Below are 26,789 nucleotides of genomic sequence, written 5' to 3'. Positions count from 1 at the left end.
TCTAGATACCTTTGTAGAAGAGAGTGGTGGCGCAGTAGCGGCCGTCCGGGAACAGGGCATAGTTCGGAATGATCCCCGCCTTCTCCCAGCCAAGATGGGCGTAGATCGCCTCGGCTTCGCTGCCGGTGGCGGTGTCGAGGCAAAGCAGCGCCTTGCCGCGTCTGCGAGCTTCTGATCTGGCGCTCTCCATCAATTGCCGGGCAAGCCCTAAGCCACGCGCCTTGCGGTGGACGAGCAACTTCTTGATATCGGCGCGATGCGGCTGGTTGGGCATCTGCGCCATGCCGAGCTGCACCGTGCCGACGATTTCGCCCCGATGTTCGGCGGCGAGGAGGATCGTGCTGCCGGCTTCGACCTCGGATGAGACACGCGACCAGTAGGGCAGGGCATCTCCGGGGGAGAAGGGCATCATGAAACCGACGGACGCGCCGCCATTGACGCAATCGGAGAGGATTTCGGCAAGCGCGGGGAGGGCGGCGCGGGCTGCATCTGCATCGAGCACTCTGATCATGGGGAATTTCCTAGAAGCCGGAGCGGCGTTCCAGCACGATGGCGTAGCGTGCCGGCGCCTGGCCGGGATTGTGAAAGGTGATACCTGCCATGAGCGGCATGAACAGGCAGTCGCCGGGGCGAAGCCGGTATTCCGCCTCGCCGACCTTCATCTCCATCTCGCCCTCGAAGAGCCACATGTGTTGCGTGATGCCGGCATTGGCGGTCTGCGGGGCGAAGACGACGCGCGCACCCGGCGGAAATTCCACCTCGATCAGATCGACATTCGAGCCGGTGCCGGGCGGCGAAACCGCGCGGCGGACATAGCCGGTATCAGGATCGCGCCAGACGGGCTGTTCGCTGCGGGCGAGGAAGGGCGAGGCGGGCTTCTCGGCATGGGCAAAGAAGATCGAAAGGGAAGTACCGAGCGCCGCGCACAGCCTTGCCAGCAACTGTGCTGTCGGGCTTGTCTCGCCGCGCTCGATGCGGGAGATCATCGCGCGGCTGACGCCTGATGCTTCTGCAAGGGCGTCCAGTGTCAGCCCCTGTGCCAAACGCTGGTTGCGCAGGTTTTCGCCGATGGCGTTGTCGAGGTGGTCGATTGCATTTTCCATTATTTTAGAATTAATATCTACTATAATGGAGTCAAGCGGTATTATCGCAGTGATAAAAGAAAACGGCGAGATTGCTCCCGCCGCTCCTCTGCCGTCTTAAAATGCTGGCGTCAGCTCTTCGCTTTCAGCTCCAGGCGGCGGGCATGCAGCACCGGCTCGGTATAGCCGTTGGGCTGCTCGCGGCCCTTGAAGACGAGATCGCAGGCGGCCTGAAAGGCGACGGAGCCGTCGAAATCCTTGGCCATCGGGCGATAGTTGGGATCACCTTCATTCTGCTTGTCGACGACGGCAGCCATGCGCTTCATCGTCTCCATCACCTGTTCAGGCGAAACCACGCCATGATGCAGCCAGTTGGCGATGTGCTGGGAGGAGATGCGTAGCGTGGCGCGGTCTTCCATCAGCCCGACATTGTTGATGTCGGGTACCTTGGAGCAGCCGACGCCCTGGTCGATCCAGCGCACGACATAGCCGAGAATGCCTTGCGCATTGTTGTCCAGCTCGTGCTGGATGTCTTCCGGCGTCCAGTTCGGGCGGCTCGCCACGGGAACGGAGAGGATGTCGTCCAGCTTGGCGCGGGAGCGGCTCTTCAGGGTTTCCTGCACGTCGGCGACATCGACCTTGTGATAATGGGTGGCGTGGAGCGTCGCCGCCGTCGGCGAGGGCACCCAGGCGGTGTTGGCGCCGGCTTTCGGATGAGCGATCTTCTGCTCCAGCATCGCTGCCATCAGGTCGGGCATGGCCCACATGCCCTTGCCGATCTGCGCGTGGCCGGAGAGCCCGCATTCGAGACCGATATCGACATTCCAGTTTTCATAGGCGCCGATCCAGGCCGCCTGCTTCATGTCGCCCTTACGGATCATCGGGCCGGCTTCCATCGAGGTGTGGATTTCATCGCCGGTGCGGTCGAGGAAGCCGGTGTTGATGAAGACGACGCGCTCCTTCGCCGCGCGGATAGCCTCCTTGAGATTGACGGTGGTGCGGCGCTCCTCGTCCATGATGCCCATCTTCAGCGTGTTGGGCTTCATGCCGATGAGTTTTTCGACGCGGGCGAAGAGTTCTGAGGCGAAGGCGACTTCCTCCGGCCCATGCATCTTCGGCTTGACGATATAGACGGAACCGGCGCGGGAATTTTTGTGGCGCCCGTTCGCCCCGACGTCGTGCAATGCGATGAGCGAGGTGAAGGCGGCATCCATGATGCCTTCGGGAACCTCGTTGCCCTCCGCGTCGAGAATCGCGGGATTGGTCATGAGGTGGCCGACATTGCGCACCAGCATGAGCGAGCGGCCCGGCAGGGTGAAGTGCGCACCGTTAGGTGCAGTGTATTCCCGGTCGGCATTGAGGCGACGGGTGATCTTTCTGCCGCCCTTTTCGAAAGTGTCTTCCAGATCGCCCTTCATCAGGCCGAGCCAGTTGCGATAGACGACGATCTTATCCTCCGCATCGACGGCGGCAATGGAATCCTCGCAGTCCTGAATTGTAGTCAGCGCGGATTCCAGCACGACATCGGCGATATGCGCCGGGTCGGTCTTGCCGATCGGGTGGGCGGCGTCGATGTCGATCTCGACATGGATGCCGTTCTTGACCAGGAGGAGAGCGGAAGGGGAAGCCGGTTCGCCACGATAGGCTGCGAACTGGCCGATATCCTTAAGGCGCGTTGTCGAGCCGCCGGCGAGCTTGAGGGTGAGCGTGCCTTCTTCGACAGTGAAACCGGTGACCTCTTTCCATTTGCCATGGTCAAGCGGTGCGCTTTCATCGAGAAACGCCTTGGCCCAGGCGATAACCTTTTCACCGCGCCTCGGGTTGTAGCTGCCGGCCTTTTCCGCGCCATCCGTTTCGGGAATGGCATCGGTGCCGTAGAGCGCATCGTAAAGCGAGCCCCAGCGGGCATTGGCGGCGTTCAACGCGTAACGCGCATTCATGACGGGGACGACGAGCTGCGGTCCGGCCGTAACCGTGATCTCGGGGTCGACATCGGCAGTGGAGACGGAGAATTTCTCGCCCTCGGGCAGGAGATAGCCAATCTCTTTCAGGAAAGCTTGATATTCTTCTTGTGTGTAGCCCGTCTCACGCTTGGCCTTGTACCAATCGTCGATCTTCGCCTGGAGCGCATTGCGTTTTGCAAGCAATTCGCGGTTCTTGGGCGCCAAGTCCCGCACGATTCCCGCGAAGCCAGACCAGAAAGCGGCAGGCTCCACGCCGGTGCCGGGTATCGCTTCATTGTTGATGAAATCATAGAGTTCCTTTGCGACCTTCAATCCGTCGATCTCGATGCGCTCGCTCATGACAGGCACTCCTTGGGTTATATCCGGCAGGTCTCCGGCTTTTGTCTCATGATTTGATTATGGTTGAAACCCGCCGCGCGAGTTTCGTCAATCCGTCAAAAATGAACATCATTTTCAACCTGGTGGAAAAGGTTTCTTAGTGCGCGATACGCGGGCGGCCGCTGGCCGTCGCCGTGAGGATCGCCTCAACAAATGTCCGCTTGTCCTCGACCGTGGCCGCGCGAATGTCCCGGCTGACGGTGATTTCAGCTTCATCGGTTCCGGCGTCGGTGGCACGGGCAGCGACTTGTTCGCGCAATATCGCTTCGGCAAAGGCAAGGGCTTCCTCCTCGTCAGCGAAATCGCGGATCATCTCGCCCGCGCTGACCCGGAAGCACCCTTCCACGGGCTGGCTGATCTCGGCGGTGAGCGAAACGCGGACCTGGCCGACCACGGCGCCCAGCGCATTGGCGACATCGCTATCCTGGGGCACCTGTGCTTCGACGCCCAGCGTCTCGCCGACAGTCGGATAATAGATCGGGGCTGAGGCGCCGAGACCAATGATAGGACGGTCAATGGCGATCTCTACGCCGGCGATCCCGCTCTTGCCGGACAGCGCGCGCTCGATGAGCGGATGCGCCATGGTCTGTGGGCCGTCGAGTCCGTCTTCGGCGAGGGCGGTTTCGAGGATCACTTCCGACGAGCGGCGGATCAGGGCAGCATAAACCTGTTTCGCCAGTGCTTCCGGCGTTTCGGCAAAAGGGCGGCCTATACCATCCTTGCGGCGGGCAAAGAGCAGTGCTCCGAGGCGAGCAGCATCGGCATCCCAGTTTTGCTGGAGGCCCAGCACATGGCAGGCATCGGAGGGCGTGAAGCCTGCAATATGGACAAGCCCGCGCGCCACCAGCCGGTTGAGCGTTGCGGTCTGTGAGGTGGAGGAGAGCAGCTTGTCGAGCGGCTGCGGCTCGCGTGCGATGCGCTGGTAGAGCTCGGCTTCCGAAGCGCTCAGTCCTGCTGCCAGCGCCTCCGGCACGCCGGTGCGGAGCGCAAAACGTCCGTCGAGGCGGCCCAGCTGTGGCGATTTCAGCTGCCGTTCGAGATGCGCAAGGACATCCGCCCCATGATTTTTCGCCAGGAGCGCAAGTGGCACGAGGCGGCGGGGCCCAAGCTTCAGTCTCGGCGTCAGCGCCTGGTCGTCGAGCATGATTTCGGAGTCACCACCGAGGCCGAAGGTGCGCATCGCCACCGCTTCCACCATGGTGCGGAAGCCGCCCACTGTTGCTCCTTCCGGATCAAGGCGCGGCCGGCCGCGGTCGAGCACGGCGACATCGGTGGTCGTGCCGCCGATATCGGAGACGAGGGCGTTGTCGAGCCCGGTCAGATGACGGGCGCCGACAAGGCTTGCCGCTGGTCCGGAGAGGATTGTCTCGATCGGTCGCGTCCTGGCAAAGGCGGATGAGATCAGTGCACCATCGCCGCGCACCACCATCAGCGGCGCATGGATGCCGCGTTTGCCGAGGAAGCTTTCCGTTGCCTTGATCAATCGGTCGATCATTGCAATCAGACGGGCGTTGAGCACCGTGGTGAGCGCCCGGCGCGGCCCGTTGAGCTTGGCCGAAAGCTCGTGGCTGCAAGTCACGGACAGGCCGGTTTTCTGCCTGATGAGATCGCGCACTGCGAGCTCATGCACGGGATTGCGCACGGCAAAATAGGCGCAGACGGCAAAGCCGGATACGGTTCCGGCGAGGTCTGGTAGCGCCGTTTCAAGCGGTTCGATATCGAGCGCTTTCGCCTGGCCGTGCACGTCATGGCCGCCGGCGACGAAGACTACCGGATCGGAGCCCAATGCCTGGCGCAGGCCCGATTTATCGAGATCCGCTTCGGCAAAGCCGATCATGACGAGCGCGATGCGTCCGCCCTGGCCCTCGACAAGGGCATTCGTGGCGAGCGTCGTCGACATCGAGACGAGGCGGATGATGGCGGGATCGATTTCCGCCGTAGCAATCACCCGGTCGGCGGCATTGGCGATGCCTTCGGCGAGATCATGGCGGGTGGTCAGCGCTTTGGCTTTGGCGACGACACCCCTTGCTTCCGACCAGAGCACGGCATCCGTATAGGTGCCGCCGGTATCTATGCCGAGAAAGAGCGCATCGCGCTCATCATCCGGTTCTGCACCTGCTGTCACGATTACTCCTCGCCCTGTTCAAAGAGGAGGGTTAGCGCATGGCGCTGGTCCTTTCCAGATGGAGAGCGTGTCAAAGATCAACCTGCCGTCTTATATCCTCGGGCTGCATGCCCGCCTGCCGCAGCGAGGCGAGTGCCGTATCGCCCCGGCTTTTGGAGAGTTTGCGGCCATGCTCATCCAGGATCAGGTCGTGGTGATGATAGAGCGGCACGGGAAGCCCGAGGATTTCCTGCAGGAGCCGGTGCATGGTCGTTGCATGGAAGAGATCGCGCCCGCGCACCACATGAGTGATCCCCTGCAGTGCATCGTCGATGACGACCGAGAGGTGATAGCTGGTCGGCGTCTCCTTGCGGGCAATGACGACATCGCCCCAGAGAGTGGGATCAGCGGCGACCCGACCCGTCTCGCCCTCGGGACCCGCGCCGCTTTCCTCCCAGTAAAGATCCTTGCCATAGCGTGCCATCGCCTTCTGCACGTTCAGGCGCCAGGCAAAGGGCTCGCCTTCGGCGATGCGGCGGTGGCGCTCGCTTTCCGGCATGGAGCGCTCGTCCTGAGGGTAGAGCGGCGTACCGTCTGGGTCATGCGGCCATTCGCGTCCTCCGCGCGCCCATTCCTCGATGCGGGCGCGAACCTCGCCCCGGCTCATGAAGGCGGGGTAGACCAATCCGGCTTCGATGAGCGTATCGAGCGCTTCCCTGTAATCGGCAAAATGCTGCGACTGCCGGCGCACCGGCTCCTCCCAGGAAAGCCCGAGCCAACGCAAATCCTCTATCATCTGCCGCTCCAGCTCCGGCGTGCAGCGGGTTGTGTCGATGTCCTCGATGCGCAGGAGGAAGCGCCCGTCGCTTTCCTCGGCCATGCGCTGATTGAGGAGCGCTGAATAGGCATGCCCCAGATGCAGGAGACCGTTGGGACTGGGCGCGAAGCGAAAGACAGGCTGGGTCATGTTGCATGTCAGTTGATTGTCATCTGATCCCCTTGGTAGGTCTCTCGTGATCAAAAGAAAAGGCCAGAGGATGCAGCGGATCGACACGATTGACGATATTGAGGCAGGGCTCGATGCTCTGGTTCTTGCCGATGCGCGATTGGTCGACATACGCAGCCGCGCCCATGCCGTGCCGTTGCGCCGTTCTCAGCCGGGGTTCGAAAGCCTTGCCTCCATCATCGTGGCGCAACAGGTGTCGACGGCAAGCGCAGCCTCCATCTGGGCGCGGCTGAAGACGCATGTCGCCCCGCTGACGCCTGAAAACTATCTCGAACGCGGCGAGGAGGCCTGGCGTCTCGCCGGCCTGTCGCGGCCGAAGCAGAGCACGCTCGTCCATGTCTCCAAGGCTGTGCTTGCCGGAGAACTCGACCTTTTCGGTCTCTGCAATCACCCGGCGGAGGAAGCGATTACCACAATGACGGCAATCAAGGGCATCGGCCCGTGGACGGCGGAAGTCTATCTCCTCTTTGCCGCCGGTCATCCGGATGTCTTTCCGGCCGGCGACGTGGCGCTGCAGGCAGCGGTGGGGCATGCATTCGGCCGCGAATCACGTCCCACGGCGGCGGATCTGCGGGTTCTCGCGGAGGCTTGGTCGCCCTGGCGAGGCGTGGCAGCACGGCTCTTCTGGGCGTATTACGCCGCCATTCGCGGCAGGGAGGCCACACCGCTCCTGTGAGAATGCAAAAACAGAGGAATTGATAGGCGTGATGGCGCCCTCATCGTTTTGCCGCTTCACAATAGTGTCACCTCCGGCTTACATTATCCCGGTCGGCTGATTGGATTCTTTGTTTACGCAAGCCCGGACGGAAAAATCGTTTCACACTTTTCCCGGGCTTGCTCCAAAGGAGGTGATTTTTTGACGGTCGCCGTCTCGCCCGGCGGGTTACCCGCTCTGGTCCTAAATGCGGACTATCGTCCGTTGAGTTATTATCCCTTGTCGCTCTGGTCCTGGCAGGACGCGATCAAGGCGGTGTTCCTCGACCGTGTGAATATCGTGGCCGAGTATGAGCACGAAGTCGCGTCGCCATCGTTCTCCATGCGCGTGCCGAGCGTGGTCTGTCTCAAGACCTATGTGCGCCCCTCACGCAATCCAGCCTTCACCCGCTTCAACGTTTTCCTGCGCGACCGTTTTCAGTGCCAGTATTGTGGGACGCACGAGGATCTGACCTTCGATCATGTCATCCCGCGCCGGCATGGCGGCGAGACGACATGGGAGAATGTCGTGGCGGCCTGCTCCCCCTGCAATCTGCGCAAGGGGGGCATGATGCCCGCCGAAGCCAAGATGTGGCCACGGCAGAAGCCATATCCGCCGACCGTGCACGATCTGCACAATAATGGCCGGCTGTTCCCGCCCAATTTCCTGCACGAGAGCTGGCTGGATTATCTCTACTGGGATGTCGAACTGGAGCCTTAGGGTGCGCCGATATTCAGGTCAGGGCGGGCTGCGAATAAGGCTTTTCTACGCTTCCGGTGCTCACATACTATAAGTACGCTGCGCTCCGGTTCTCGAAAAGCATCATTCTCGCCTCGCCCTGACCTGAATCTCAACACACCCTTACGCGCGTTCGCCCGACCGGGCGAAAGCGGCGTAGAGGCCGACCGCCAGGAAGATCAGGCTTGCTGCCGCATTCCAGCCGGCAAAGGAAAGCCCAAGGAAGCGGCCTGCCGCCTGGTCGCAGGCGGGCGGACGGACTGAGTTCAGGTCGCTCAAGAGATTGCCGGCATCTGTGGTGATCGACATGGTGGCTGCCGAGCAGTCGGTCGGGCCGGCCCAGAACTTCCACTCCACGCCCGCGTGGAAAACGGCGAGCACGAGACCATAGGTCATCAGCAGCGCGCCGATGAGAAGCAGGCCGCGCGTCAGCCAGCCGGGCCATTTCAGGCTGCTGGAGAAAACCGCCAGAACCATCAGCGGCGCGCCAATGTAATAAGGCGTGCGCTGCTCCAGGCAGAGCTTGCACGGCATGAAGCCGCCCAGATGCTCGAAGCCGAGCGCGCCACCGACGGTCGCGGCCATGGCGATGGCCAGAAACGCGGCGGTGATCGTCTGGAGCCTGCCCGTCGATGCTGTGAGATTCATTGGCATATCCTAGAAGATATAGCGAACGGCAACGAAACCACCGATCAACAAGACCATGAAAAGGGTGAAAAGAAGGCCCAGATTCTTCTCGATAAAGGTGCGGATCGGCGGGCCAAAACGATATAGGAGGCCCGCGACCAGAAAGAACCGAAGGCTTCGCCCGAGGATGGAGACGACGATGAACACCGCGAGATTGAGTCCTGTCGCCCCGGAAAAGATGGTCAGCACCTTATAGGGGAAAGGCGTGACCGCGGCGAAGAGCACGCCCCAACCGCCCCAGCGATTATACCAGTCGGCGATGCGTTGAAACGCCTGCTCCTGGCCGTAGAAGGCGAGGATAGACTGGCCGACGGTGTCGTAGAGAAAGGCGCCGATGGCATAGCCCAGGAGAGCACCAGCTACCGAGGAAATCGTGCAGATCAGGGCATAGCGCAGCCATTTCGCCCGGTAGGACAAGACCATGGGGATGAGCAGCGTATCGGGCGGGATCGGGAAGACAGAGCTCTCGATGAAGGAAACACCAGCAAGCCACCATTGGGCGGATTTTCTGGAAGCGAGCGAGAGTGTCCAGTCGTAAAGTCGGCGCAGCATCAGCTTTCCTGGTGCGGAATTGGGTCTGTGATCATGTTCTCTAGAGGCAAAAGCGGCATCAGGCAATTGCAGTGCACATAACTATTGTGCGGCTGCGATGCGATCTCCTGTTGACGGAGAGGCACTTCTAATTATAGTCCGGCCGTCCGACGCTGCCTTCGGCGTCTGGCCCCTGTGGCGGAATTGGTAGACGCGCTCGACTCAAAATCGAGTTCCGCAAGGAGTGCTGGTTCGATCCCGGCCAGGGGCACCATTTCTCAATGGAAATCCTACAGCGCCGTGCGTCCGTTAGGACGCACAAAGGACGCTCTAAGTTATTGAATCTACGCTATCCAGGCTTTCTGAAAATCGATTCCGATTTTCAGGCCGATGCTGTAGGCGCCCATGTTGGGTATTTTAAAGCCGTTTGGGAAGAGCCTGCCCTAGGACTTTGACCTATTCGGTGCTGCCGGCTCCCAGAGCTCGACTGGATTGCCCTCGGGGTCGTGAATACGGGCGAAACGGCCGACTTCCGAATCCCACTCGGCCCGTGTCTCGACAGCTATCCCGCTGGCCTTCAAATCAGCAATCATCGTGTCCAGATCTTCAACCCGGAAATTGATCATCCACTGCTGCTCGCGCCGGCCGAAATAGTTTGTGTCATGGGAGAACGGCCCGAAGATCGTATCGCCGGCTTCCTGATGCCAAACCGCCTTATGAATATCACTGATGCCGAGATGTCGTTCATACCAGGCGGCCAACGCCTTTGGATCCTGCGCTCGGAAGAACAATCCGCCAATTCCCAACACCTTGCTCATTCTTCAGTCTCCTGCTCTGATCGTTAGTTATGGTTGGTTGCAGCGGCGGGCTCCCCGGCTTCTTCAATCCGGCTCAAGCAGCGCGCGGGCGAAGCCTTCTTCGGCCACCTTGATCGTGCCGTCTGGCAGTTTCAGCACGCGGTCAATGGCGATGCCGTAAAGGCGCAGCCGTTCGTCGAGCACCCTGGCCGGTTCATCAACATTGCCGTCCTTCGCCTGCAGCAGCGCCTTATGCATCACCGGGCCGAGGATGAGGCGAAGCTGCAGCAGCATTTCGGCGACGGCCTGCGGGTCGGGTGCATCGAGAATGCCCGCCTCGTGCCCTTCGGCCAGAAGCGCGGCCAGAATCGGCGTGACGACGGCCGTCACCGCCTGGTCGATCCGGTGGAAGAGTACGATGTTCTCGGGGCGGAAGATCACCTCGAATGTGTTGCGGATGTGCGGCGCCATCTCGACCTTCAGGCGCCGCGATCCGGCAAAAAACGCGTTGAGACGGCCGATTGCATCGAGTTCGAGGTCTTCCAGGAGAGGCTCGAGCTCTTTCACGCTGTCGCGCGCCATGCGGGTGGCGAGTGCTTCCAGAAGCGCCTCCTTCGAAGCGAAATAATGATAGAAGGCGCCTTTCGACAAGCCTGCTTCCGTAATGATGTCGTTGATGGTCGTGTTGTCGTAGCCCCGGCTGAAGAACAGCCGCTGCGCGCAGTCCAGCAGCTCGGTCAGGCGCACCTCGGGTGCCTTGACGACACGAATCATGGGCAGGAATCCTCAAATTGCATGCGTATCCTTATTTCCGTGCGGGTCAGGTGAAAACGCACATTCGCTTTATCGCGGCAACTTCGTCGCACCCCTCTGCGGGCGTGTGTTTCCATTATAGACCGACCGTCGGTCTATTGCTATAGTCCGGGCACTCGCGACCCTGTTTTTACCGCCGGAGAAAGATGATGCGGATGTTCCGGATATTAACCGTCGTCGCCATAGTTCTGGCGCTTGCCGGTGGCGGCTATTGGTATATGCAGCGTCCGACGCCGGTCACGACGATTACGCCTAAGCGGGGAGAGGCGGCCGAGATCGTCTATGCCAGTGGTGTGGTCGAGCCGCGCAATTGGGCCAAGGTGACGTCGCTCGTGCGTGAACGCATCATCGAGGAATGCGACTGCGAGGGAGAGCAGGTGAAGAAGGGCGCGGTGCTTGCCCGGCTCGATGCCAGTGAGGCAGAATCGGCTCTGCACGAGCTTGAAGCGCGTCTGCGCCTAGCGCGAGAGGAACACCGGCGCCTTTCCGTACTTGCCGACCGCAACGCCGCAAGCAGGCAGGCGCTCGACCGGGCGAGCAGCGAGGTGGCGCAGCTCGAGGCGCTGGTGGCCGGGCAGAAAGCGCGGCTTGACAGCTATATCCTGCGGGCGCCGGCGAACGGCGTGGTATTGCGCAGGGACGCGGAGGTGGGCGAGATCGCGGAGCCGGGAACGGCACTGTTCTGGGTCGGGCAGCCCAGGCCGCTCCTCGTCATCGCCGATGTCAATGAAGAGGATATTCCGCGCGTCAAGGTAGGCCAGCGGGCGCTGTTGCGTTCTGACGCGTTTGCGAGCCGCAGGCTGGAGGCGGTCGTCGACAGCATCACGCCGAAGGGTGATCCGGTCAACAAGACCTACCGGGTTCGCCTCAAATTGCCTGATGATACGCCGCTGATGATCGGCATGTCGGTTGACGTCAATATCGTCATCCGGGTTTCCGAAAACGCGCTGCTTGTGCCGTCGCTCGCGCTTCGCGGTGACGAGGTCTATGTTGTCGAAGGCGACAGGGCCGTGCAGCGGAAGCTCGATATCGGCATCCGTGGCCTGCAGGAGGTGGAGGTCCTGTCCGGCATTGCCCCTGATGCCCGCGTCATATCGCCCTTTCCGGAGGATCTTGGCGACGGCGTGCGCGTGACGCTGGCGAGGGAGTGAGAAGGGAATGCGCCTCATCCTCGAAATCGCCTTTACCCACATCGTCGGACGCGGACGCCAGACCCTCGTGGCGATCCTGGGCGTGGCGGTGGGCGTCGGCTTTTCGATCGCCATGGCGGCACTGATGCAAGGGGGGCAGGACGATTTCATCGAGCAGCTGGTCAACACCATGCCGCATGTGCAGATCACCGACGAGCGGCGCACGCCGCCGCGCCAGCCGGCCGAGGATGTCTTCGAAACCGTCGCTATTTCCGGTCTGCGGCCACGGGAGGATCGGCGCGGTATCATCAATCCGACGGCGGCGCTCACCTGGCTGAGGGGCTGGGTGCCGGGCCGGGTGGCGGAGAGCCTGAAGGCGCAGGGCGTTATCCGCTATTCCGGCCGCGATGTCGGGGCCTCGATCATCGGCGTCGATCCCGACGCTGAACGGGGCGTGTCGCCGATCGTCGGCGATTTCGTGCAAGGCAGCTTCGACAGGCTGACGGCTGGCGGCAACAACATACTGATCGGCGATACCATGGCGTCCCGTCTCGGCGCCGGTCTCGGCGACACGATCACGGCGGTATCCTCCACCGGCCTGTCACGCAATTTCAAGATCGCCGGCCTCTTCCATACCGGCACTACGGCACGCGACGAGGGCGAGGCCTATGTGCTTCTGAAGAACGCGCAGATCCTGAGCGAGCGGGCCAATGCGGTCAATGACATTCGCATCAAGCTCGCCGATCCCAATGCGGCGCCCGGCGTGGCGAAGCGGGCGGAGGCCGAGCTCGGCTACAAAGCCGAGGCCTGGCAGGAGGCGAATGAATCCATCCTGGAAGCGCTGGTGATCCGCAATGTCATCATGTACACGGTGGTGGCCGCGATCATGCTCGTCGCCGGTTTCGGCATCTTCAATATCATCTCCACCATCACCCATGAAAAAGCGCGCGACATCGCCATCATGAAGTCGCTCGGCTTTGCCGAAGGCGACATGCGGCGTCTGTTCCTGATCGAGGGCGTTGCCATCGGTGCTGCGGGATCGTTCATCGGCTGGCTGCTCGGCTTCACGCTCGTTTATGCACTGGCGCAGGTGCGGTTCGAGCTCGCCACCACCGGACAGGAGATGACGCGGCTGCCGATCGCCTGGAGCTTCCTGCACTATCTGCTTGCCGCAGGTTTCGCGCTTGCCTCAGCCGCGGTGGCCGGTTATCTGCCGGCCCGCAAGGCGGCGAAGCTCAATCCCGTCGATATCATCCGGGGCGCGACATGAGCACGCTGATCGAAGCGGAAAACCTCACGCGCATCCTGCCGGCCATTGTGCCGGTGACGCTGGTGAAAGACGTGTCGCTGTCAGTTGGCGAAAAGGAATTCGTCGCCGTCACCGGTCCGTCCGGATCGGGAAAGTCGTCACTTCTCTATCTGCTCGGTCTTCTCGATCAGCCGACGAGCGGCACGTTGAAGATCGGCGGACGCGACACCGGCCCGATGGACGAAGAGGTGCGGGCGAGGACCCGTCTTGCGATGCTGGGCTTCGTCTTCCAGTTCCATTTCCTGCTGCCGGAATTCACGGTGCGCGAGAATGTCGAAATCCCGATGCGCAAGCTGGGGCGATTATCGCGATCGCAGATGCGTGCAAGAGCGACGGAGCTATTGGAATCGCTGGGACTCGCCGGCCATCTCGACAAGCGGCCGGACCAGCTTTCCGGCGGTCAGCGCCAGCGCGTCGCCGTCGCCCGGTCGCTTGCCAACGATCCGCCGATCGTGCTGGCGGACGAGCCGACAGGCAGTCTTGATACCAAGAGTTCGGAGCAAGTGTTCCATATTCTCGAAACGCTGGTGCGCGAACGTAACAAGACCGTCATCGCCGTCACCCATGACATGGACATGGCCGCACGGATGGATCGCCGCATCCATCTGGTCGACGGGAGGGTCGCCGAACCATGAACGGATTGGCCCCTATCGCTTCCGGGGAAAGAGCTGCCGCCAGAAATCCCAGCTCGCCAAGCCGACGCCGATAACCGAAACGATCGTAAGGTCAAGTGACCGGACGCGGAAGGCGATGATGCCAATGAAGGCCGCAAAAGTCAAAAGCGCTGCCAGGGCAATGATCCTGTTCATCGTCATTTCCGATCCTTTCCGCGCTGCGGTTTTTGGATTTCATCACCGGCCATAGATCACCCGCGGCAGCCAATAGGCGATATCGGGATATACATAGAGGATGACCATCGAGAGCAGGACCATGGCCAGATAGGGCATCGAGCCGCGGAAGATTTCGATGAGATGCACGTGTGGCGGAGCGATACCCTTGAGATAATAGGCCGACATCGCCATGGGCGGGGTGAGGAACGACGTCTGCAGATTGAGCGCGATCAGAATGCCGAAGAACAGCGGATCGACGCCGAAATGCGGCAGAAGCGGCAGGAAGATCGGCACGAAGATGATGATGATCTCCGACCATTCCAGCGGCCAGCCCAGGAGGAAAATGATCAGCTGCGCCAGCAGCAGGAACTGCAGCGGTGTGAGGTCCAGCCCACGGACGAACTCGCTGACGACCTGCTCGCCGCCGAGATAGGAAAAAACGGAGGAAAACGTCCAGGAACCGACGAAGAGCCAGCAGACCATGGCCGTCGTACGCACCGTGAGATAAACGGATTCCCGCAATCGCGTCCATGTCAGCGCACGATAGGCCATTGCCAGCACGAGGCCGCCGAGTGCTCCGATGGCCGCGGCTTCCGACGGTGTGGCCAGGCCGAAGAGGATCGCGCCCAACACCGACAGGATGAGCACGGCAAGCGGCAGAAAGGATGTCGCAAGCATCCAGAAGAGCTTCATTACCGGGATTTTCTCTTCCGGTTCTTCGGGCCGTGGCGCAAGCGACGGCTGAAGCGTGGCGCGCACGACGATATAGACGAGGTAGAGCCCGGCCAGCAGCAGGCCCGGAAGCAGGGCTCCGGCGTAGAGCCGCACGATGGAAACGCCCGATGTCGCGGCATAGACGATCAGCATGATCGATGGCGGTATGAGGATGCCAAGCGTTCCGCCGGCACAGATGACGCCGGATGCAAACCGCGTATCGTAGCGCGCTTTCAGCATGGCCGGAAAGGCCAGAAGGCCCATGAGCGTCACGACCGCGCCGACGATGCCGGTGGCGGTGGCGAACAGCGCGCAGGTGATAAGCGCGGCAACGGCCATGGAGCCCGGGATGCGGCGGGTGGCAATGCTGAGCGTGTGAAAGAGCTTATCGACGATGTTCGCCCGTTCCACGATATACCCCATGAAGAGGAACAGCGGTACGGCCGTCAAAACGTCATTGGCCATCACCGAATAGGTCTGGTTGACGAACAGGTCGAATATCCTGTTGTTGAAGAACCCGCCGATCCAGTGCTGGACCAGGGTCAGCGTATCGGCATCCTGTTCCAGAGCGCGCCGGTACGGCACCCACATTCGGCCGGCGTCGAAATAGGCGTAATAGCCAAAGCCGATGCCCATAGCCATCAAGGTGAAGGCGATGGGAAAGCCGAGCATGATAATGAAGATGAAGATGCCAAGCATCGCCACCGCGACTTGCGGATCGGTCACGGCCTTTTCTCCCCCGGTATGACGATGTCGACGGCTTCGTCGCCATGACGCAGCGCCGCAGCCCCCTCCTTCAGGAGGATTTTTTCAAGTTCCTCCACGTCTTCTTCGTGCCTGGGCCACTCGCCGGTCCGGATGGTCACGATGCAGCGGAGCACCTGCGCGATACCCTGGATCAGGAGCAGAATTCCGGCAGCCACGATGACGGATTTGAACTGGAATATCGGAATGTTCGCCGGGCTCATCGAGCTCGATTCGAAATAGCGCCAGGATCTGCTCGCATACCGCCAGCCGGCGAAGATCAGCGCCAGGATGCCGGGGAAGAAGAAGAGAACATAGAGCACAAGCTCCACTTTCGCCTGGGTGGTGGGTTTCCAGAGGCGATAGACGAAATCGCCACGCACATGGCCGTCGCGGGAGAGCGTATATGCCCCGGCCATCATGAACATGGTGCCGTACATGATGTAGCTGAGATCGAACGCCCAGGCGGTGGGGCGGTTCAGCACGTAGCGGACGAAAACTTCGTAGCCGACGCCGATCGTCATGATCACCACGCACCAGGCGAAGGCTTTTCCGAACCAGGCCGAAAGGCGATCGGCGAACCTGATATAGCCAAGCATGCAAAAATCCTGACCACTTGCGGGAGCTTACCGGCGGCCGAAGCCGCCGGATTGCGATGTGTCGGATTCCCGGAACTAGAGCTTCAGCTTTCCGGGGAAATAATGCTCGTAGGCCAAAGCCAGATCAGGCGAATTCATCAGTTCGTAGAAGACGACGCGGTCGACCCACTCGCGCTGGCTATCGAGGACACGTTTCATGTATTCGTCCTCTTCGAGCATGGGAATGAGCTCGTCCCACGCCTTGAGCTGAGCGTCGAGGATCTCCTTCGAGGTCCGGTGCACGGCAACGCCGTGCTCGTTCTGCAGCTTCTCCAGATCGCTGGAATAACTGTCCAAAGCGAGAGCCGTGTTAGAGGTGCTCGCCGCCTCCACGCCATATTCAAGGATGGCTTGCAGATCGTCGGGAAGGCCGTCGAAGAAATCCTTGTTGAACAGGAATTCAAAGGATTCACTCGCCTGGTGATAGGAAGACAGCATGTAGTTCTTGGCGACATCCGCTGAACCGAAGCGCAAATCCGACGACGGATTGTTGAATTCGAAGGCGTCGATGACGCCGCGCTCCATGGCCGGCACGATCTCGCCGCCCGGAAGCTGGGCGACGCTCATGCCCATTTTCTGCATGAGGTCGGCGGCGAGCCCGACGGTGCGGTATTTGAAACCCTGTATGTCCTGGACAGTCTCAACCGGCTTCTTGAACCAGCCGAATGGCTGTGCCGGCATGGGAAAGCCGTAAAAGCCGTAGACGTTGAGGCCCAGGATATCCTGCGTCAGCTCGCGGTAAAACTCCTTGCCACCGCCGGCATAGAACCAGCCGAGCATGGTCGTCGCGCTGCCGCCGAAGACCGGACCGGTGCCGAAGAGCGAGGCTGCCTTGTGCTTGCCGTACCAGTAGACCGGAACGGTATGGGCGGCATCGAGAACACCGTCATTGACGCCGTCGAGCACCTGAAAGGCACCGACCACTGCGCCAGCCGGCAAAAGATCGATCTTGATCCGGTTTCCGGACATGCGCTGGACCCGTTCTACATATTGGCGGGCAAAGTCCATCCAGATATCCGATGCCGGCCATGAGGTCTGCATCTTGATGGTGATGGGTGACTGCGCCAAAACTGCAGGCGCAGACAAGGTTCCGGCGGCAGCAGACGCTGCAACCGTAGAATTACGCAAGAATTTACGACGTGAAATTTCTCCACTTGGCATGTGTTCCTCCCGGTTGATGTGGCTTTTCGCCTTATTTTTTGGAAGGATAAGCTATCTCAGCCGCGATGAAAACCTAAACATTTGGCGAAGGGATTGCGGCCACTGCGGATTTAAACGAACGACTTTGCCGGATCGAAGCGCTTGGGCAGCAATCGCTTGAGATAGGTCATGCATTGAGGCGAGACCTGATTGGCCTCCGGCATCAGGAAATCGTCGGGCATATGTCGCGTCTTTCCGGCGACCTCGGCGAGCGGAACGAGCCGTGGAAGCGTTGCGCCGTTTCCATATTGCAGGGCGACGGAGCCACCGCCGCGTGCTGCCGCCTCGACTGCGAAAACGCCTGCCTCGAAGGCCTCGCGCGCATCCGTCGGGTTGATGGTGGCGATGTTGCCGCGCGGCAGATAGCCGAATGTATCAACACGAGCGCGTGTGCCGGGCAGACCATCCTTCAGGAGCTGTTCGACCGCCATTCCGAGATCGCCGCCGGAAAGCTGGATATTGCCATGCGCGTCGCGTTCGAGCCTGTCGGCCGGGACGAGGCTTTCCACCAGCGGGCGGCCGTCTTCAGTGGCAACCCCTTCAGACATTGCCACGACACAGCGGCCATGACGGCTCACGACGGCGCGCACATCATCGACGAACCGCGTCGCCGAAAAGGCGCGCTCGGGCACATAGACGAGATGCGGAGCGCTTTCATCGTCCTGTCGCCAGGCAGCAGATGCGGCCGTGAGAAAACCCGCGTGTCGGCCCATGACGATGCCGACATAGATGCCGGGCAGTGCCCGGAAATCGAGGTCGATGCTGAGAAATGCGCCGGCGACGAATTCGGCAGCGGATATGAAACCCGGCGTGTGGTCGTTCTCGACCAGATCATTGTCGATGGTTTTGGGTGCATGGACGAAGGCAATATCGCCGGTGGCGGCTTCGGCGAGAATCTGTTGGGTTCCGGCGGTATCATTCCCCCCGATATAGACGAACGCGGTCGCGCCCGCCTGGCGCAGGCCCTTCAGGATCGTTTCGCAATAGGCAGTATCGGGCTTGTCGCGGGTGCTGCCGAGCGCGGCGCTGGGAGTTGCCGCGATGCGCTTCAATTCCTCGTCTGATAGCGCCGAAAGATCGACGAAATCGCCGTCTCGGATGCCGCGCACGCCATGGCGGGCGCCGAGTACGCGCGCACCCGGATAGCGGCGTCGCGCCTCGATGACCGTTCCCGCCAGCGTCTGGTTGATCACGGCTGTCGGGCCGCCGCCCTGCGCGATCACGAATGTCTCACTCATATCCACCCTCCCTCTGTTGCGCTCATTCTTGCATCGGGCGCAGGCCCATGACCAGACTATTTAGCGGATCTGGTGGAGGGCTTCGTCGGGGTGGTTGCGGCCGCAGCCTGCTTGAAGAAATCGCCAAGCTCCATGGGGAAGGGGAAGATGATGGTCGAATTCTTCTCTCCGGCAATAACGTTCAGCGTGCTGAGATAGCGCAATTGCATCGCTTCCGGCCGCTGACTCAGGATATTGGCGGCCTCCAAAAGCTTCTGTGCCGCCTGTTCCTCGCCTTCGGCATTGATCACCTTGGCGCGGCGTTCGCGCTCGGCTTCCGCCTGGCGGGCGATGGCGCGCACCATGGATTCATTGATGTCGACATGCTTGATCTCGACATTGGCGACCTTGATGCCCCAGGCGTCGGTCTGGGCGTCGAGGATCTCCTGAATGTCACTGTTGAGCTTGTCACGTTCGGCCAGCATTTCGTCGAGGTCATGCTTGCCGAGCACCGAGCGCAACGTCGTCTGGGCGAGTTGGCTCGTCGCCGCCATGAAGTCTTCAACCTGGATGGTCGCCCGTTCGGGATCGATGACACGGAAATAGAGGACGGCGTTCACCCGCACCGAGACATTATCTTTCGAAATCACGTCCTGGCTCGGCACATCGAGCACCAACGTCCTGAGATCGACGCGCAGCATCTGCTGAATGAACGGGATCAGGATGATGAGGCCGGGACCTTTCACTCCGGTGAAACGTCCAAGTGTAAATACGACGCCACGCTCATATTCCCGGAGGATCTTGATGGCGGCCGCGAGAAAGACCAGTAGCAGAATAATGATGGGAGCAAGAAAGGTAATACCGTTAAACATCGAAAGATCCTCCAGTCAAAACGTATTCAGGGATAACAGGTTGCCGGTGCGATCCTAACTGTTTTCGGGCGTATAAGGTTCAACCTTGAGGACAAGTCCCTGGATGCCGGCGACATGGACCTTCTGCCCTTTTTTGAGCGGCGTACCCGAAACGGCGCTCCACCGCTCGCCATGGGCCAGGACATGGCCTGCATTCCCCCGCCAGTCCAATATCTCGCCATATGCGCCGATCATCTGCTCGGCGCCGGTAGCCACCGGGCGTTTGTGCGAGGCAATGGCCATGCGCACGATCAGCAGGGAAAGCGCGAGGCTCGCCAGCGCAACGGCTCCGACCACGGGCCATGAGAGGCGAAAGCCCGGAACGTCGGTATCGACGAGTATGGTGGCTCCGAAGATGAAGGCCAGGGCGCCGCCGACGCCCAGCACGCCGAAGGACGGCGTGAACGCCTCGGCGGCCATCAGCGCAAGGCCGAGGAGGATGAGGCCGAGACCGGCAAGGTTCACCGGCAGGACGGCGAGGGCATAAAGGCCGATCAGGAGGCAAATGGCGCCGATGGTGCCGGGGAAGAGGGCGCCGGGGTTCATGAACTCGAAAATGAGCCCGTATATCCCGATCATCATGAGGATCAGGGCGACGTTCGGATTGGTGATTACGGTCAGAAATTCCGTGCGCCAGTCGGGTTCGACATGCTCGAGCGTAATGCCTGATGTGTTGAGTGTGATCTGGTTTCCTGCCGCAGTCACGGTGCGGCCGTTGGCCTGGACGAGAAGGTCATCCAGGTTCGGCGTGACGATATCGATGACATTTTCCTTAAGCGCGGTGCTGGCGGGCAGGCTGGCCGCTTCGCGCACCGCCTTTTCCGCCCAATCGATGTTGCGTCCGCGCAATTCAGCGAGCGAGCGGATGTAGGCGACGGCATCGTTGATGGCCTTCGCCTCCATCGCGTTGCCGGGCTTTTGCGGCTGGGCCGTATCGCCATCGGGCTTCTTTTCCGAGGTCTGGTCCTGATCCTTCGGTTGTTCGTTGTCGCCGGGGAACGGCATGCCTCCACCGCCGATCTGGACCGGCGTTGCCGCGCCGAGATTGGTGCCGGGCGCCATCGCCGCTATATGGCTGGCATAAAGGATATAGGTGCCGGCGCTCGCCGCTCTTGCGCCGCTTGGCGCGACATAGGTCGCGACCGGCACGGGCGAGGCAAGGATATCGCGGATGATATCGCGCATCGAGGTATCGAGGCCGCCCGGCGTATCCATCTCGATAATGACGAGCGGCGCGTTGCGTTCGGCCGCCATGTGCAGACCACGCGAGAGGTAATCGACCGCTGCGGGGCCGATGATGCCCCGGATATGGAAGACCAGAGCCGTGCGCCCCGTCTGCGCATCATTCGGCAAAGTCGACAGGAGGAGCCCAAGCAATGTCAGGACAACGGAAAGGGCGATACGCGTGTATGCCGAGCAGTTTTCGATGATTTTCCTCACCCGAGCCATAGTTCATCTTATGACATTACCGGGTTTTTCTCCACCGTAATCGCTCTGATGACACCTCGTCCGGTTTCATCCTCAAATCAGCGCTGCCTAATATTTAAGCATTCTCCGATCCAAACGCATCAGATGGCAATGGGATTACGGACAAAGCGCGCAAGATGTCCGCCGAAATGCAGCATTCCGGCATTTGGCATGGGAATTGCTGTTCTGGCGCAATAACAGCCGCATCCACAGCCACAAGGGGAACATTGGAATGAAGCGCAGACAGTTACTTGCCATTTTCGGAGCCGCAACTCTGGCCATTTCACCGCTGCTGACGGCGTCGGCGGCATTGGCCGACGCACTGACGGATATCACCACACGCGGCGTGCTGCGGGTGGCGGTGCCGCAGGATTTTCCGCCTTTCGGCAGCGTCGGCACGGATATGGCGCCGATGGGCTATGATATCGACATGGCCAATCTGATCGGCGAGAAACTGGGCGTGAAGACCGAGCTCGTGCCGGTGACGAGCGCCAACCGCATCCCCTATCTCCAGACCAACAAGGTCGATCTGGTCATTTCCAGCTTGGGCAAGAATGCCGAGCGCGAGGCGGTGATTGATTTTTCCGCCGCCTATGCGCCTTTCTTCAACGGCATTTTTGCGCCGGATGCGGTGAGCGTGTCGAAAGCCGAGGATCTGGCCGACAAGACGATCGGTGTCACGCGCGGCGCGGTCGAAGATCTCGAACTGACGAAGATCGCGCCGAAGAATGCCGTGATCAAGCGCTATGAAGACAATAACGGCACGATTTCCGCCTTCCTTTCGGGACAGGTCGATGTGGTGGCGACCGGCAATGTGGTTGCCGCGGCGATCCTCGCCAAGAACCCGCCGAAGCGGCCGGAACTGAAGTTCCTGATCAAGAACTCGCCCTGCTATATCGGCCTCAACAAGGCTGAGCCGGCGCTTCGGGAAAAGGTCAACGCCATCATAGCCGAGGCCAGGGTCGACGGTTCGCTCAATGCCATTTCGCAGAAATGGCTGGGTGCTGATCTTCCCGCCGATCTCTAAGAAGCCGCATCGATCGCTGTTCCGCCATCGGCGGGGCAGCATTCGATTTTCCCGAAAAGACGGGTCTTTCCCTTGAAATATGTCTTCGATTTCGCGTGGCTCGGCCAATATTGGCCCGTGCTCCTGAAGGGCATCGGCATCACTATCGAGCTCATCGCGGTTGGTGCGGTCCTCGGCGTGGCGCTTGGCATCTTCTGTGCCTGGGCGAGGGCGCTCGGGCCAGGATGGCTGCGGCCGGCCATCACCGCCTATGTGGAGCTGATCCGCAATACGCCGTTCCTGATCCAGCTCTTCTTCATCTTCTTCGGCTTGCCGTCGCTGGGGCTGCAGATGAGCGAATTGCAGGCGGCCAATCTGGCGATGATCGTCAATCTGGGCGCCTATAGCTGCGAAATCATCCGGGCCGGCATCCAGGCAACGCCGCGCGGCCAGTTCGAGGCGGGAGCGAGTCTGGCGATGTCGCCGATCCAGACATTCCGTTATGTCATTCTGGTGCCTTCGCTGCAGCGGATATGGCCGGCGCTCTCTTCGCAGATCGTCATCGTCATGCTGGGTTCGGCCGTCGTTTCGCAGATCGCGGCGGAAGATCTGACCTTTGCGGCGAATTTCATCCAGTCCCGCACCTTCCGGGCATTCGAAGCCTATTTCGTTTCGACGGCTATCTATCTTCTTCTGGCGATCGCGCTCAGGCAGGTGCTTGCAGCCGCGGGCTTGCTGATCTTCCCCAGGAGGATGCGCCGGTGATCGAATTTTCACTCTGGGATATCCTGCGCAATCTTCTCCTTGCCACGCGCTGGACCGTGCTTTTGTCGCTCGTCGCCTTCATCGGCGGGGGGCTGGTCGGAACACTGCTCCTCTTCATGCGGATCGGCAAACGCCGTGCGCTACGGCTTTTCGCCAGATATTACGTCGAGCTTTTCCAGGGCACGCCGCTGCTGATGCAGCTTTTCCTTGCGTTCTTCGGCCTGGGGCTCTTCGGCATCGATGTTCCAGCATGGCTGGCGGCGGCGGTCGCACTCATTCTCTGGACGGCCGCATTCCTCGCGGAGATCTGGCGCGGCTGTGTCGAAGCCATCGCCAGGGGACAGTGGGAGGCATCCTCCAGCCTCGGCATGGGCTATGTCCAGCAGATGCGTTACGTGATCCTGCCTCAGGCACTGCGGATCGCCATTCCACCGACCGTCGGATTTTCGGTGCAGGTCATCAAGGCAACTGCGCTGACTTCGATCATCGGCTTCGTGGAACTCTCCAAGGCTGGGACCATGGTGACCAACGCCACCTTCCAGCCATTCACCGTCTACGGGCTCGTTGCGCTCATTTATTTCGCTCTCTGCTGGCCGTTGTCGAAGAGCAGCCAGATTCTGGAAAGGAAGCTCAATGTCGCTCATCGAAATCACTGAGGTCCGCAAGAGCTTCGGGGCCAACGAAGTGCTCAAGGGCATCAATCTCGATGTCGAGCCGGGCGAGGTGATCGCCATCATCGGCAAGAGCGGCTCGGGCAAATCAACGCTTCTGCGCTGCATCAACGGGCTGGAGAATATCGACAGCGGCTCCATTTCCGTTGCCGGCGCGCAGTTGCAGCCGGACGAAATCCATCTCAAGGCGCTGCGGCTGAAGGTCGGCATGATTTTCCAGCAGTTCAATCTTTTTCCGCACTTAACGGCGGGCGGCAATGTCATGCTGTCGCAGATGGTGGTGAAGAAGACGGCGAAGCCCGAAGCCGAGGCGATGGCGCACAAGATGCTGGAGCGGGTCGGGCTGGCGCACAAGTTCGATGCCTATCCCGACGAGCTCTCCGGCGGGCAGCAGCAGCGCGTGGCGATTGCGCGGGCGCTGGCCATGCAGCCGATCGCACTGCTCTGCGACGAGATCACCTCCGCGCTCGATCCTGAACTTGTGTCGGAGGTGCTGGCTGTGGTGCGCGAGCTGGCGGCTGAGGGAATGACGCTCCTGATGGTGACGCATGAAATGAAATTCGCCCGCGACGTCTGCAGCAGGGTGGTATTCATGCACCAGGGCCGGGCGCATGAAATTGGCCCGCCGGACGCGGTTTTCTCCAATCCGAAAACGCCTGAGTTGAAGCAGTTTCTCGGCATGCTTTAGCCGGTAACGCGAAGTTCGGTTGCGGTTGTGGTTTCACTGTCCCTATATCATCGGGATAGGCGATAGGCTCCAGCAATGAACGGCTTTACCCATGCAGGATAGTTTTTCACCCGATGATATCTCGGCGCCGGTGGATGTGGCCGAGCGATGGATCGAGGCGGGGCGGACCGTCGCCATCGCCACGGTGATCGAAACCTGGGGATCCGCGCCGCGCCCGGTTGGTAGCCATCTGGTCATCGATGGCGAGGGCAATTTCCATGGCTCGGTCTCTGGCGGATGCGTCGAGGGCTCGGTCATCACCGAGGCCATGGACGTGATTGCCGATGGCAAGCCGCGTCTTCTGGAATTCGGCGTCGCCGACGAAACCGCCTGGCGGGTTGGGCTTTCCTGTGGCGGCCGTATCAGCGTCTATGTGGAGCGGATTGGCTGATGGATATAAGCAGTCTCAAGGCGCTCAATGCCGCGCGTCATGCGCGCCGCGCGGTGATCCTGCTCACCGACTTGACCGTAGGTCAGGAGCGGGTGATCGCGCCGGGTGATCCGGTAGAGGAAGGCCTTGCTGCCGCCGTCGATGAAGCATTCCGCTCGGGAAAATCCCGCGTTGTGGAGATGGACGGGCGCAAATTCTTCGTCAACGTTCATCTGCCGCCGCCGCGCCTGATAGTAATCGGGGCGGTGCATGTCAGCCAGGCGCTGGCGCCGATGGCGAAGATTGTCGGCTATGACATGGAGATCATCGACCCGCGCACCGCTTTCGCCACCGAGGAGCGGTTCCCCGATATACCGCTTCATGCGGAATGGCCGGAAGATGTGCTGAAAACGCGGCCACTCGATGCATTCACGGCGCTTGCGGCGCTGACGCATGATCCGAAGATCGATGACTATCCCTTGAAGGAAGCGCTTCTCGCCGATTGCTTCTATGTCGGCGCGCTTGGAAGCCGTCGGACCCATGCGGCACGTGTCGAACGGCTGAAAGCTTCCGGACTGTCGGAGGAGCAGATCGGGCGCATCCACGCGCCGATCGGCCTGGATATCGGTGCTGCCAGTCCGGCGGAAATCGCCGTCGCCGTGCTGGGGGAGATTATCTCGGCGCTTCGCAAGCGCAATCTGAAAACCGAGGCAGAAGCCGGGAAAGCGTGAAGCCGCTTTCCCGGCGTTGATCCTATTCGATATCGAACGACACACCCTGGGCCAGCGGCAGGGCCTTCGAATAGTTGATGGTGTTCGTGGCGCGGCGCATATAGGCCTTCCAGGCGTCTGAGCCGGATTCGCGCCCGCCGCCCGTCTCCTTCTCGCCGCCGAACGCGCCGCCGATCTCTGCGCCCGAGGTGCCGATATTGACGTTGGCGATGCCGCAATCCGAGCCGTCGGGCCCGAGGAAGCGCTCGGCCTCCTGCAGGTTGAGCGTGAAGATTGAGGACGACAGGCCGGCGCCGACCGCATTGTGGTCGCGCAGCGCCTCGTCGAAATCGCTGTACTTCATCACGTAGAGGATCGGGGCGAAGGTTTCCTCAGTCACCGGCGATACCTGCTTGGGCATCTCCACCAAAGCGGGCTTCATATAGTAAGCGTCCGCATGACCGGTATCGATCCGCTCGCCGCCGGTGATGATGCCACCATTGGCGGCTGCTTCCTTCAGCGCCTTCTGCATGTTGTCGAAAGCGGGTTTGTCGATTAGCGGGCCGACCAGCGCGGAGGTTTCCAGCGGGCTTCCGACGGAAACGCTGGTGTAAGCCTTTTTCAGGCGCGGGACCAATGCGTCATAAACGCTTTCATGCACGAACAGACGGCGCAGTGTCGTGCAGCGCTGGCCCGCCGTGCCCATGGCGCCGAAGGCAATGGCGCGCAACGCCATGTCGAGGTCTGCCGAGGGGCAGACGATGCCGGCATTGTTGCCGCCGAGCTCGAGGATCGAGCGGGCGAAGCGCTTGGCGAGGCGTGGGCCGACCTCGCGGCCCATGCGGGTGGAACCGGTGGCCGAGACGAGTGGCACCTTGGGGCTGTCGACCAGCACCTCCCCGATGGCACGGTCGCCGATCAGGAGCTGCGACAGGCCCTCGGGCGCGTCACCGAAGCGCTTCAGCGCGCGGGCGAAGATGGCATCGCAGGCGAGCGCGGTCAGCGGCGTTTTTTCCGATGGCTTCCACACCACGGCATTGCCGCAGACGAGCGCCAGCGCCGCATTCCACGACCAGACGGCGACCGGGAAGTTGAAGGCGGAGATGACACCGACGACGCCGAGGGGATGCCAGGTCTCCATCATGCGGTGGCCGGGCCGCTCGGTGGCGATGGTGAGGCCGTAAAGCTGGCGCGAGAGGCCGACGGCGAAATCGCAGATGTCGATCATCTCCTGCACTTCGCCGAGGCCCTCGGACGGGATCTTGCCCGCCTCGATGGAGACGAGCCGGCCGAGTTCGTTCTTATACTGCCGCAGTTCCTCGCCGAAGAGGCGCACCAACTCGCCACGCTTCGGCGCGGGCACGAGACGCCACTGCCGGAAGGCTTCATCGGCCTTGTCGATGATTTTTTCTGCGTCAGCGGCGGAATGGGTTTTGACGCTGGCGATCTGCTCGCCGGTGACGGGAGTGAAGGAAGCGAGATCCCCGGAGGTATAGCTTGACGCTTCGACGCCGAGCTTCTCCAGAAGTTCTGCGGTCTCGCGCTTCACATCGATCTTGTTGACTGAGCTATCCATGGTTCCTCTT

General features: G+C 61.2%; 28 protein-coding genes and 1 tRNA gene. 12 read left to right on the top strand and 17 right to left on the bottom strand.

Annotated features, from left to right (window positions below):
- Window position 1 precedes the first annotated feature (1 nt).
- The 5 genes from ATN84_RS17395 to gluQRS form a co-directional block, all read right to left on the bottom strand.
- Window positions 2-511, bottom strand: a complete 510-nt coding sequence (locus tag ATN84_RS17395) for a GNAT family N-acetyltransferase (protein ID WP_068882978.1) — start codon at window positions 509-511, stop codon at window positions 2-4.
- Window positions 512-521: 10 nt separating this feature from the next.
- Window positions 522-1,103: a helix-turn-helix domain-containing protein gene (locus ATN84_RS17390; RefSeq protein WP_068882976.1), complete on the bottom strand. Its 582-nt coding sequence runs from the start codon at window positions 1,101-1,103 to the stop codon at window positions 522-524.
- A 110-nt stretch (window positions 1,104-1,213) separates the two neighbouring features.
- Window positions 1,214-3,385 carry a malate synthase G gene (locus ATN84_RS17385; protein WP_068882974.1) on the bottom strand — a complete coding sequence of 724 codons (2,172 nt, stop codon included), beginning with the start codon at window positions 3,383-3,385 and terminating at the stop codon, window positions 1,214-1,216.
- 136 nt (window positions 3,386-3,521) lie between these two features.
- Complete coding sequence (locus tag ATN84_RS17380; RefSeq protein WP_068882972.1) at window positions 3,522-5,549, bottom strand: hydantoinase/oxoprolinase N-terminal domain-containing protein; 2,028 nt, start codon at window positions 5,547-5,549, stop codon at window positions 3,522-3,524.
- Between the two features lie 70 nt (window positions 5,550-5,619).
- Window positions 5,620-6,495, bottom strand: a complete 876-nt coding sequence (gene gluQRS, locus ATN84_RS17375; RefSeq protein ID WP_068882970.1) for a tRNA glutamyl-Q(34) synthetase GluQRS — start codon at window positions 6,493-6,495, stop codon at window positions 5,620-5,622.
- A gap of 70 nt (window positions 6,496-6,565) precedes the next feature.
- Here gluQRS and ATN84_RS17370 point away from each other — a divergent pair, with 70 nt between their 5' ends.
- Together ATN84_RS17370 and ATN84_RS17365 are read left to right on the top strand one after the other, a co-directional pair.
- Window positions 6,566-7,210 carry a DNA-3-methyladenine glycosylase family protein gene (locus ATN84_RS17370; RefSeq protein ID WP_068882968.1) on the top strand — a complete coding sequence of 215 codons (645 nt, stop codon included), beginning with the start codon at window positions 6,566-6,568 and terminating at the stop codon, window positions 7,208-7,210.
- Window positions 7,211-7,390: 180 nt separating this feature from the next.
- The gene (locus ATN84_RS17365) at window positions 7,391-7,948 is read left to right on the top strand and encodes an HNH endonuclease (protein WP_068882966.1); all 558 of its coding nucleotides are present in this window, start codon (window positions 7,391-7,393) and stop codon (window positions 7,946-7,948) included.
- Between the two features lie 141 nt (window positions 7,949-8,089).
- Here the strand turns inward: ATN84_RS17365 and ATN84_RS17360 are convergent, their stop codons facing one another.
- Both ATN84_RS17360 and ATN84_RS17355 read right to left on the bottom strand, forming a co-directional pair.
- Entirely contained in the window at window positions 8,090-8,620 is a 531-nt protein-coding gene (locus ATN84_RS17360) for a disulfide bond formation protein B (protein ID WP_068882964.1), read from the bottom strand.
- A 3-nt stretch (window positions 8,621-8,623) separates the two neighbouring features.
- Window positions 8,624-9,205 carry a YqaA family protein gene (locus tag ATN84_RS17355; protein WP_068882961.1) on the bottom strand — a complete coding sequence of 194 codons (582 nt, stop codon included), beginning with the start codon at window positions 9,203-9,205 and terminating at the stop codon, window positions 8,624-8,626.
- 168 nt (window positions 9,206-9,373) lie between these two features.
- Here ATN84_RS17355 and ATN84_RS17350 point away from each other — a divergent pair.
- Window positions 9,374-9,458 (top strand) — tRNA-Leu (locus tag ATN84_RS17350).
- A 169-nt stretch (window positions 9,459-9,627) separates the two neighbouring features.
- On the opposite strand, the gene ATN84_RS17345 is transcribed toward ATN84_RS17350, so the two are convergent.
- Window positions 9,628-10,002 (bottom strand): VOC family protein, encoded by a 375-nt coding sequence (locus ATN84_RS17345; RefSeq protein ID WP_068882959.1) that lies wholly within the window; start codon window positions 10,000-10,002, stop codon window positions 9,628-9,630.
- A 63-nt stretch (window positions 10,003-10,065) separates the two neighbouring features.
- Complete coding sequence (locus ATN84_RS17340) at window positions 10,066-10,755, bottom strand: TetR/AcrR family transcriptional regulator (protein ID WP_068882957.1); 690 nt, start codon at window positions 10,753-10,755, stop codon at window positions 10,066-10,068.
- A 188-nt stretch (window positions 10,756-10,943) separates the two neighbouring features.
- On the opposite strand from ATN84_RS17340, the gene ATN84_RS17335 reads away from it, so the two are divergent.
- Genes ATN84_RS17335 through ATN84_RS17325 form a run of 3 tightly spaced genes read left to right on the top strand, consistent with a single transcriptional unit; the run spans window position 10,944 to window position 13,868 of the window.
- Window positions 10,944-11,945, top strand: coding sequence for an efflux RND transporter periplasmic adaptor subunit (locus ATN84_RS17335; protein WP_068882955.1), 1,002 nt, complete (start codon window positions 10,944-10,946; stop codon window positions 11,943-11,945).
- 7 nt (window positions 11,946-11,952) lie between these two features.
- Complete coding sequence (locus ATN84_RS17330) at window positions 11,953-13,194, top strand: ABC transporter permease (protein ID WP_068882953.1); 1,242 nt, start codon at window positions 11,953-11,955, stop codon at window positions 13,192-13,194.
- On the top strand, window positions 13,191-13,868 hold the full coding sequence (locus ATN84_RS17325; protein WP_068882951.1) for an ABC transporter ATP-binding protein: 678 nt from the start codon (window positions 13,191-13,193) through the stop codon (window positions 13,866-13,868). Before ATN84_RS17330 ends, ATN84_RS17325 begins: the two co-directional genes overlap by 4 nt.
- A 12-nt stretch (window positions 13,869-13,880) precedes the next feature.
- Here ATN84_RS17325 and ATN84_RS27300 read toward each other — a convergent pair whose 3' ends face one another.
- The 7 genes from ATN84_RS27300 to ATN84_RS17295 form a co-directional block, all read right to left on the bottom strand.
- Window positions 13,881-14,042 carry a hypothetical protein gene (locus ATN84_RS27300; protein ID WP_161939588.1) on the bottom strand — a complete coding sequence of 54 codons (162 nt, stop codon included), beginning with the start codon at window positions 14,040-14,042 and terminating at the stop codon, window positions 13,881-13,883.
- A gap of 42 nt (window positions 14,043-14,084) precedes the next feature.
- Entirely contained in the window at window positions 14,085-15,503 is a 1,419-nt protein-coding gene (locus ATN84_RS17320; protein WP_068882949.1) for a TRAP transporter large permease, read from the bottom strand.
- Complete coding sequence (locus ATN84_RS17315; protein ID WP_068882947.1) at window positions 15,500-16,120, bottom strand: TRAP transporter small permease subunit; 621 nt, start codon at window positions 16,118-16,120, stop codon at window positions 15,500-15,502. The genes ATN84_RS17320 and ATN84_RS17315 overlap by 4 nt, the downstream gene beginning before the upstream one ends.
- Before the next feature lie 75 nt (window positions 16,121-16,195).
- Window positions 16,196-17,320, bottom strand: coding sequence for a TRAP transporter substrate-binding protein (locus ATN84_RS17310; protein WP_068882946.1), 1,125 nt, complete (start codon window positions 17,318-17,320; stop codon window positions 16,196-16,198).
- Window positions 17,321-17,430: 110 nt separating this feature from the next.
- The gene (locus ATN84_RS17305; protein ID WP_068882944.1) at window positions 17,431-18,597 is read right to left on the bottom strand and encodes a 6-phosphofructokinase; all 1,167 of its coding nucleotides are present in this window, start codon (window positions 18,595-18,597) and stop codon (window positions 17,431-17,433) included.
- Window positions 18,598-18,653: 56 nt separating this feature from the next.
- Entirely contained in the window at window positions 18,654-19,448 is a 795-nt protein-coding gene (locus ATN84_RS17300; protein ID WP_068882943.1) for a slipin family protein, read from the bottom strand.
- A gap of 54 nt (window positions 19,449-19,502) precedes the next feature.
- Window positions 19,503-20,936 (bottom strand): NfeD family protein, encoded by a 1,434-nt coding sequence (locus tag ATN84_RS17295; RefSeq protein WP_068882941.1) that lies wholly within the window; start codon window positions 20,934-20,936, stop codon window positions 19,503-19,505.
- Window positions 20,937-21,186: 250 nt separating this feature from the next.
- On the opposite strand from ATN84_RS17295, the gene ATN84_RS17290 reads away from it, so the two are divergent.
- The 6 genes from ATN84_RS17290 (at window position 21,187) to ATN84_RS17265 (ending at window position 25,224) form a co-directional block, all read left to right on the top strand.
- Window positions 21,187-21,981 carry a transporter substrate-binding domain-containing protein gene (locus ATN84_RS17290; protein ID WP_068882939.1) on the top strand — a complete coding sequence of 265 codons (795 nt, stop codon included), beginning with the start codon at window positions 21,187-21,189 and terminating at the stop codon, window positions 21,979-21,981.
- 72 nt (window positions 21,982-22,053) lie between these two features.
- A complete protein-coding gene (locus ATN84_RS17285) occupies window positions 22,054-22,725 on the top strand; it encodes an amino acid ABC transporter permease (RefSeq protein ID WP_068882937.1) in 672 nt (223 codons plus the stop codon).
- On the top strand, window positions 22,722-23,381 hold the full coding sequence (locus tag ATN84_RS17280) for an amino acid ABC transporter permease (protein ID WP_068882935.1): 660 nt from the start codon (window positions 22,722-22,724) through the stop codon (window positions 23,379-23,381). The genes ATN84_RS17285 and ATN84_RS17280 overlap by 4 nt, the downstream gene beginning before the upstream one ends.
- Window positions 23,359-24,084 (top strand): amino acid ABC transporter ATP-binding protein, encoded by a 726-nt coding sequence (locus ATN84_RS17275; RefSeq protein WP_068882933.1) that lies wholly within the window; start codon window positions 23,359-23,361, stop codon window positions 24,082-24,084. The genes ATN84_RS17280 and ATN84_RS17275 overlap by 23 nt, the downstream gene beginning before the upstream one ends.
- Window positions 24,085-24,175: 91 nt before the next feature.
- Window positions 24,176-24,514 (top strand): XdhC family protein, encoded by a 339-nt coding sequence (locus ATN84_RS17270; protein WP_068882931.1) that lies wholly within the window; start codon window positions 24,176-24,178, stop codon window positions 24,512-24,514.
- Window positions 24,514-25,224: an XdhC family protein gene (locus ATN84_RS17265; RefSeq protein WP_068882929.1), complete on the top strand. Its 711-nt coding sequence runs from the start codon at window positions 24,514-24,516 to the stop codon at window positions 25,222-25,224. The genes ATN84_RS17270 and ATN84_RS17265 overlap by 1 nt, the downstream gene beginning before the upstream one ends.
- A gap of 22 nt (window positions 25,225-25,246) precedes the next feature.
- On the opposite strand, the gene amaB is transcribed toward ATN84_RS17265, so the two are convergent.
- Window positions 25,247-26,779: an L-piperidine-6-carboxylate dehydrogenase gene (amaB, locus tag ATN84_RS17260; protein WP_068882927.1), complete on the bottom strand. Its 1,533-nt coding sequence runs from the start codon at window positions 26,777-26,779 to the stop codon at window positions 25,247-25,249.
- Window positions 26,780-26,789 lie beyond the last annotated feature (10 nt).

This window comes from Paramesorhizobium deserti (assembly GCF_001558695.1).
Lineage (GTDB): Bacteria > Pseudomonadota > Alphaproteobacteria > Rhizobiales > Rhizobiaceae > Paramesorhizobium > Paramesorhizobium deserti.
Note: the sequence above shows the minus strand (reverse complement) of the source record. Positions and strands in the feature narration are given on the sequence as shown.